Genomic DNA, 6,545 nt, shown 5'->3' with positions numbered 1-6,545 from the left:
CTGTATATATATACAGGTATTTTGATGATGAAAACACTCGACCAATTAGCCCAACAACACGGCCTATGGCGCGCCAGTCAGCGGCCGTTAATGGCGGAATTACCCGATAAAAAAGCGACCGGTTATAGCGCCTTTGATCAGTACCTTGGTGGACTCCCGTCTCCAGGTGTGACAGATATCATCAGTGACTATGGTGTCGGTGAGTTGCGGCTGGTGTTACCGGCGTTGTATCACGCCAGCGGCCAACAGGTGGTGTGGATTCGTCCACCGGTTGGACTCAACGCAGCGATGCTACATCAGCAAGGCTATTCCACAGACAACACCTTGTTGGTGTCCCCCAAAAGCGATCAAGATGCGCTGTGGGCCGCTGAGCAAGCGGCGCGCAGTGGCGCGTGTCAGGCGGTAGTGTTATGGCCATCTTCGCTCACGGTGGGACAAGTTAAGCGCCTAAAACTGGCGGCTGAACATGGCCAATGTGCGGTGGTGCTGTTGCGCCGCCAGCAGACGTACTCATTGACCTTGCCGGTCGATTTAAGCGTGGCGCTGGCCCCTTCTGCATGTGGCGTGACGGTCACGGTGCGCTATTGTCGCGGCCAATGGCCACCGGCCCCGTTTACTCTTGATTGGCGCACGCAATGGCCCGCGTTGGTAACCTGGCCGAGCAACGCTGAGAATTTGCTTGCCTTTCCCTTACGACAACAGCGGGAGCAAGCGTAATGTCATTGTGGCTGTATCTGCATTGCCCGAGCTTGCTGTTAGATAGCCTTTATGCGCCGTCATCGGTGCAAGCGGTGGGGCTGGTTAGCGAGCAAGAAGGCCGTTTAGTGCAGCTCTCTGTAGCGGCTAGCACGCACGGTCTGAATACCGGTATGGGATTAGGGGCAGCAGCGCTTATTTGTCATCAGCTCGCGGTCTACCCTTATTGCGCGGTGAAAGAGCAGTCCGCGCTTGAGCAGCTCGCCACACAGCTTTATCCGCTGGTCGCGGAAATCAGCCTTAATCCCCCTAAAGGTTTATGGCTACACGTGTCACCGATGTTGGCCTTATATCAGGGATTTCCTCCGCTATGGCAGGCGGTGACTCAAACGCTGGTGGAAAGTGGTATTCGTTATCAGGCTGGGGTGGGCCAAACGCCGCGTGCCGCCGAGCTTATGGCGTATGGCCACGCGGGCAAGGTCAGTACCGACCCTGAGCATTTGCAGGCAGCGTTGCAGCAATTGCCTTTGGCTGCAGCCCCTTTACCGGAGAGGGTGAAAACCCAGTTTACGCGTCTGGGCCTCTCTCAGTTAGGAGATCTTATCGCCTTGCCCACCGCTTCGCTGACGCGACGTTTTCCGCGCTCTGTGGTGGATTATCTTGCTGAAGTGCGTGGCGCCCAGCCGACGCCACTGCGTTATTTTCAGCCACCGCTGCAATTTTTTCAGCAACGGGTTTTATTGTTTGAGCTCAGTGAGCAAGCCCATTTATTGCCCATTATCGAGAATCTCGTCTCGGCACTGTGCCGCTTTCTTGAGCAGCGTAGTGCCTGCACCCCCGCGCTGACGTTGGGCTTTAGCTTGCGTGATGGATGTGAAGAAGCCTTGCCGGTGATGGCCGCGCATGGCGAGAAAGACGTCGAGCGCTGGATGGCATTGGTGCGTTTACGGCTGACGTCATGGCAAGTGAGCCAGCCAGTGACGGCAGTGAGTGTGTGCGCCACGCAAATTGATTGCCACCAGCCCGGACAAACCGATCTCTTTAGCGCGCAGCAAGGCGAGCAAAACCGTGATGAGTTGGTCGCGACCCTGGCAGCCCGACTCGGAGAGGAGGCGGTCATGCGGTTGGCGTATGTAGATCATCACCGTCCCGAGGCGGCCAGCCAACATGTCCCTCATCACCATAGTGCGACACCGATGACCTCGGCACCCACGCGTCCACGCCCAAGTTTATTGCTACCGCAACCCACACCACTGGTGGGTAAGGTCACCTTACGTGAAGGGCCGGAGCGAATTGTCACGGGCTGGTGGGAAGGCGCGCCTATCCAGCGCGATTACTTTATTGCCCAAAACGACCAGCAACAATGGCTGTGGGTGTTTCGCACGCCAGAACAAACCTGGTTTTTACACGGCTGGTTTAGTTAGACGATGAAGCGATGAGTACGTATGCCGAGCTGGTATGTTGCAGCAATTTCACCTTTCTTGAGGGCGCCTCACACCCGGAAGAGCTGGTGGCGCAAGCGGCAGCATTGGGCTATCAAGCGCTTGCGATCACCGATGAATGCTCGGTCGCAGGGGTGGTGCGTGCGTATCAAGCCCAGCGTGATTATCCGCAGCTTTCGCTGATCATTGGCAGTCGCTTTCGCCTGCAGACGTTAGATGTTGTTCTATTGTGTCCTACCCAAGCGGCTTACCAAGAGTTGTGTCGGATTATCACCAATGCGCGGCGACGCAGCCACAAAGGCGACTACCAGCTGAGCGAGTGGGATCTGATGTCGGTGCGTCATGGCTTGGTGCTATGGCTACCCAGTGGCGCAGAGAGTGATCATCACTGGGCAAAATGGCTGCTGCGTTATCATGCCGAGCGCTTGTACCTGGCCGTGCGGCGCGATCTAGCGGATAACGACCATCCGTATCTGGCACACTGTCGCATGCTGGCAAGCCAGTATGAGCTTCGTGTGACAGCGTGTGGTGATGTGTTGATGCATCACCCTGAGCGGCTGGCGTTACATCATACCTTAACGGCGATTCGGCATCGCCAGCCTGTCGCTGAATTGGGAAGGACGTTATTACCCAATGCAGAGCGCGCCTTACGCCCGCTGTCTAAACTACGCTCTCTATTCCCCCCTGAGTGGCTGGCGGAAAGTGCCCACATTGCCGCTCAGTGTCAGTTTTCCTTGGCGAGCTTGAAATACAGCTACCCCAAAGAAGTGGTGCCGACTGGCGAGCCTGCGATGGCCTATCTGCGTGAGGCGGTCAAGCAAGGCGCACAGCAGCGCTTCCCTAAGGGCGTGCCTCGTGACGTGGGAGCCATCATTGAAAAAGAGCTCGCGCTTATCGAGGCGCTCGATTATCCGTATTACTTTTTGACTATTTACGATCTGGTGCGCTTTGCCCAGTCACGTGGGATCTTATACCAAGGGCGCGGCTCGGCGGCGAATTCGGTGGTGTGTTATTGCTTAGGGATCACTGCGGTGGATCCATGCAAAGTCGATGTGCTGTTTGAGCGCTTTATTAGCAAAGAGCGCGACGAGCCGCCGGATATTGATGTGGACTTTGAGCACCAGCGCCGTGAAGAAGTGATCCAGTATTTGTATCAAAAATATGGCCGAGAGCGGACCGCCTTAGCGGCAACCGTGATCCGTTATCGGCTGAAAAGTGCATTGCGCGATGTGGGCAAAGCGTTGTCGATCCCCGCTAGCCAGATTGATTTTTTTATTCAAAACCTCAATCGGCGCGATAAAACCCAGCCTTGGACGCAGCAACTTCAGCACTTGGGCCTCGATCCTAAAAGCGCGAAAAGCCAACAATGGCTGTCGCTTACCCAGACATTGATCGGTTTTCCGCGCCACCTTTCTCAGCATGTCGGCGGCTTTGTGATTGCGGATGGGCCTTTGTATGAGTTGGTGCCGGTGGAAAATGCGGCGATGGCAGAGCGGACGGTGATCCAGTGGGATAAAGACGATCTGGAAACGCTGCATCTGATGAAAGTCGATGTACTGGCACTGGGCATGCTCACCGCGATTCGGCGTACCTTTGATTTGATTGCCCAAACCGGTGGCCCTCGCTTGAGTTTGGCGGCGATCACCCAACAAGGCGACGATCCGGCGGTGTTTGCGCGTATTCAGAAAGCCGATACCGTGGGAGTGTTTCAAATTGAGTCACGGGCACAAATGGGTATGCTGCCGCGGCTCAAACCGGCTTGTTATTATGATTTGGTGATTCAAATTGCCATTGTCCGCCCCGGTCCGATTCAAGGTGACATGGTGCATCCGTATTTACAGCGACGCGACGGGAAAGAAGCAGTGAGCTACCCGTCCAAAGCGGTTGAGCAAGTGCTGGCGCGCACGCTTGGGGTGCCTATCTTTCAAGAGCAGGTGATCAAACTGGCGATGGTGGCGGCCGGCTTTTCCGGTGGGGAAGCGGATCAGCTGCGTCGCGCGATGGCCGCTTGGAAAAAAAAGGGCGGACTGGCGCCGTTTCGCGACAAATTGATCGCAGGGATGACTGCGCGAGGCTATCGCGCCGACTTTGCCGAGCAGCTTTACCGGCAAATCTGTGGGTTTGGTGATTATGGCTTTCCTGAGAGCCACTCGGCTTCGTTTGCGGTTTTGGCCTATGTATCAGCGTGGCTAAAGCATTATTATCCCGCCGCGTTTTATACCGGCTTGCTTAACAGCCAGCCGATGGGGTTTTACTCACCGTCACAATTGATGCAAGACGCCACGCGCCACCAAGTGCCTGTGTTGCCGGTTTGTGTGCAGCACTCGGAGGCGGATCATTGCTTAGAAAAGGTCGGCGATCAGTGGGGCGTGCGGCTGGGGTTGCAGTTAGTCAAAGGGTTAAGCATGGCGGCAATAGACCGATTGCTGGCCCATCGCCCAGAGACGGGGTTTGCGTCTTTGTCGTCACTGCAAGAAATTAACCTTGACCGCGATGCCTATCAAGCCCTAGCCAGTAGCGGTGCATTGGCGACGCTGGCTGGCAATCGCTATCAGGCGCGCTGGGCGCTGATGGATCAGCAGCGGCAACTACCGCTACTGGCCGCCAGTGACGATGAGGTGGCGTTGCCTCACTCGCCTTCCCAATGGCAGAACGTGATTGAAGATTACGCGGCCATGGGGCTGTCGCTCACTGATCATCCCATTCGTTTGATGGCGCAAGCCGGCACGTTGGGGCGTTTTACCCGTGGTGTTGAGTTATCACAGTGTGCGCCACAAAGCTGGGTGGCGGTAGCGGGTGTGGTGACGGGCAAGCAGTCCCCCGGCACCGCCAGTGGCGTAACCTTTGTCACCTTGGAAGACGAGACGGGCAATATCAATGTGGTGGTTTGGGCGGGGACGGCACGGGCGCAATCCCGTGCTTTTATGCAAGCCAAGGTGTTGAAAGTGCATGGCATTGTCGAGCGGCAAGGCGAGGTGGTGCACGTGATTGCCGGTAAGTTGATTGACCTTACTCCGACGCTCACCACCTTGTCGGTGGCCGCGCGAGAATTCCGTTAACGCGATGTGCTAACCGCGTCGGGACAGGCGGGCGCCGGACACGCGGCCACCGCTTGAATACGCTGGCGATGCAGCTCATCACGAATCGCCGCCCCTTTAAAGCCGGCGTCGACAATCGGCTTAACCTCTACCTGTTGCGCGCAAGCAAAGCGCTCGCGTAAGGCATCGGCTTGTGGATAGTGATAGTTTTCACGTCCCTTGCGGCCACGCACATCAGCTAAACACGCCAAGGCCAATTGCTCGACCCGTTCGGGTTTGCGCCACGCATCGATTTGATTAAATAGCGCCACCCAATGCTCGGGGCTGAGTTGATCGCACTTGTGAATTTTGGAGTGGTGCGCACTGACCACCAAGGCCAAATCCCGATAAGCGTTGGGGATACGTAGTCGCTCGCACAGATCTTTAATCACGGGCAGCCCGCGATCGCCGTGGCCGCGATGGCCGGGCAAAATAGAGGCTGGGGTGAGGGCCTTACCGAGATCATGGACTTGTGCGGCAAAGCGGATGGCTTTGTCGTCGGTCAATGAGGCGGCATAACGGCTGACCATTTCCGTGTGGATGCCGGTGTCGATTTCAGGGTGCCAGTTGGCTGGGTTTGGCACGCCGTACAGGGCGTCGATTTCAGGAAGCACCACCGCTAGGGCACCGCAATCGCGCAGCACAGCAAGAAACACATCGGGACAATCACTGCCAAGCGCTTTTTCCCACTCTCGCCAAATCCGCTCAGGGGTGAGGTGGGCGAGTTCGCCCTTGGCGACCATCTTTTTCATCAGCGCTAAGGTATCATCGGCAAGAGTAAAGCCGAGCGGCGCAAAACGAGCCGCAAATCGTGCCACTCTGAGTACCCGCAATGGATCTTCGCTAAAGGCGGGCGAGACATGGCGCAAAATCCGGTTGTGTAAATCTTGCTGACCGCCATAGGGGTCAATCAAGCTGCCATTTTCGTCTTGGGCGATGGCGTTGATGGTGAGATCGCGGCGTTGAAGGTCCGCTTCCAGTGAGATATCTGGTGAGAAGTCGCAAATAAACCCGGTGTAGCCTTGGCCTGATTTACGCTCGGTACGGGCGAGGGCATATTCTTCGTGTGTGCTGGGATGTAAAAACACGGGGAAGTCTTGGCCGACTTGCTGGTAACCGGCCGCTTGCATTTGCTCGACGGTCGCGCCCACGACCACCCAATCTTTATCTGTGACCGGCAAGCCTAATAGCGCATCACGTACTGCTCCGCCGACAAGATAATGTTTCACACGAGACTCCTTGTTTGGATTAACCTTGGAATCCGGCATGGCAACCATGCTGACTCCGATTTCTTTCCCAAGTATACATATTGAAATGCAGCACGGATATT

4 protein-coding genes are annotated in these 6,545 nt (G+C 56.3%); 3 read left to right on the top strand and 1 reads right to left on the bottom strand.

Annotated features, from left to right (window positions below):
• The 3 genes from imuA to BZG84_RS13795 form a co-directional block, all read left to right on the top strand.
• On the top strand, window positions 1-717 hold a 717-nt coding region (gene imuA, locus BZG84_RS13805; RefSeq protein ID WP_206744476.1), incomplete at its 5' end, for a translesion DNA synthesis-associated protein ImuA.
• The gene (locus tag BZG84_RS13800; protein ID WP_077678340.1) at window positions 717-2,120 is read left to right on the top strand and encodes a Y-family DNA polymerase; all 1,404 of its coding nucleotides are present in this window, start codon (window positions 717-719) and stop codon (window positions 2,118-2,120) included. The genes imuA and BZG84_RS13800, both read left to right, overlap by 1 nt.
• An 11-nt stretch (window positions 2,121-2,131) precedes the next feature.
• A complete protein-coding gene (locus BZG84_RS13795; RefSeq protein WP_077678339.1) occupies window positions 2,132-5,197 on the top strand; it encodes an error-prone DNA polymerase in 3,066 nt (1,021 codons plus the stop codon).
• On the opposite strand, the gene BZG84_RS13790 is transcribed toward BZG84_RS13795, so the two are convergent.
• Complete coding sequence (locus tag BZG84_RS13790) at window positions 5,194-6,444, bottom strand: multifunctional CCA addition/repair protein (protein ID WP_077678338.1); 1,251 nt, start codon at window positions 6,442-6,444, stop codon at window positions 5,194-5,196. The genes BZG84_RS13795 and BZG84_RS13790 overlap by 4 nt on opposite strands.
• Window positions 6,445-6,545 lie beyond the last annotated feature (101 nt).

Source organism: Salinivibrio sp. PR932 (assembly GCF_001996125.1).
GTDB classification, from domain to species: Bacteria; Pseudomonadota; Gammaproteobacteria; order Enterobacterales; family Vibrionaceae; genus Salinivibrio; species Salinivibrio proteolyticus.
Note: the sequence above shows the minus strand (reverse complement) of the source record. Positions and strands in the feature narration are given on the sequence as shown.

Excerpts from the sequence above, each read along its gene's own strand:
- BZG84_RS13800 (WP_077678340.1), top strand. The coding sequence starts at position 717 with ATGTCATTGTGGCTGTATCTGCATTGCCCGAGCTTGCTGTTAGATAGC.
- BZG84_RS13795 (WP_077678339.1), top strand. The coding sequence starts at position 2,132 with ATGAGTACGTATGCCGAGCTGGTATGTTGCAGCAATTTCACCTTTCTT.